The following is a 1,011-nucleotide window of genomic DNA, read 5'->3' as shown; positions in this document are numbered from 1 at the left end:
ACACCCATCAGCATCGAATGGGACTTCCTCAACCTGAAGCACATCGACGAGCTGCGCGGGACGAACGTGGACTGGAAGGTGTCCATCCCCTTCGACGGCAGCTTCTCCCAGTACTACGCGCAGGCGATCAACACGTACGCGCCGCACCCGGCGGCCGCCCGCCTGTGGGAGGAGTACCTGGCCAGCCCTGAGGGACAGAACCTGCGCCTCAAGGACTACGCCCGGCCGGTCCTGATGGACGAGATGGAGAAGAACGGCACCCTCGACGAGGCGCTGGCCTCGCGCCTGCCCACGGTCGAGGGCACGCCGACCTTCCCGAGCGAGGCGCAGCTCGCCAAGGCGCTGCGCACGGTGCGGGAGAACTGGGCCAAAGCCATCCCGGAGTGATCGCCGCGCGGCCGGCTCGCTCACGCCTTGACAGCGTTTCGATGTCCCGCCCAGACTCTCCGCGGTGACCTGATGTTTACGTAAACAGTCGCCGCCTTCCCTTGACTCCATGGGGAGTTGCCCGCTGGGCGTCGCGGGGTCGCGGAGGTGGGAAAGCTACGGCCGGGTACGGCTTGACTCTCCCTCCCCGCTACTGACACGGTTTGATCGAAGCTGAGCGAAAAGCCAGCAGTTGAAGCAGGTTCACGCACGAGTTCGGACATTTTCCCGCCCGAGTGGCCGTGCCGGCCGATTACTCCGGCGCTGCTCGGCGTGTTTCCAACGAGGCCTGCATCGCTTCTGCAAGTCGCCGCCTCATCCCCTCGGCCGCACGTCGCCGTGCGGTCTCACCGTTTTCGGGTTTCCGAAGGAGTACCTATGCGCTTGACGCGCAGACGGGGCCGAAGCCTTGTCATGCTCTCGGCCATCGCCCTCGCGGTGCCGGTGCTGACGGGTGTCAGCGAGCGGCCGGCCTTCGCGGCGCCACTGTCGCCGCCGGCGATCGTGCCGCAGCCGGTGTCCGAGACCGCCGTGTCGGGCAGCGGGTTCACGCTCACCGCCCAGACCCCCGTCGACGTGGTCTCG

At 67.3% G+C, this 1,011-nt stretch carries 1 protein-coding gene and 1 pseudogene; both read left to right on the top strand.

Features of this window, described 5'->3' with window-relative positions:
- A pseudogene (locus ABZZ79_RS39725) lies at positions 1-387 on the top strand (ABC transporter substrate-binding protein); the annotation flags it as partial.
- 423 nt (positions 388-810) lie between these two features.
- On the top strand, positions 811-1,011 hold a 201-nt coding region (locus ABZZ79_RS39720; RefSeq protein ID WP_356697566.1), incomplete at its 3' end, for a hypothetical protein.

Source organism: Streptomyces sp. NPDC006458, assembly GCF_040612135.1.
In the GTDB taxonomy this organism is placed as follows: Bacteria; Actinomycetota; Actinomycetes; order Streptomycetales; family Streptomycetaceae; genus Streptomyces.
The sequence above is the reverse complement of the archived record's forward strand: the minus strand, read 5'-3'. Positions and strand labels throughout refer to the sequence as shown.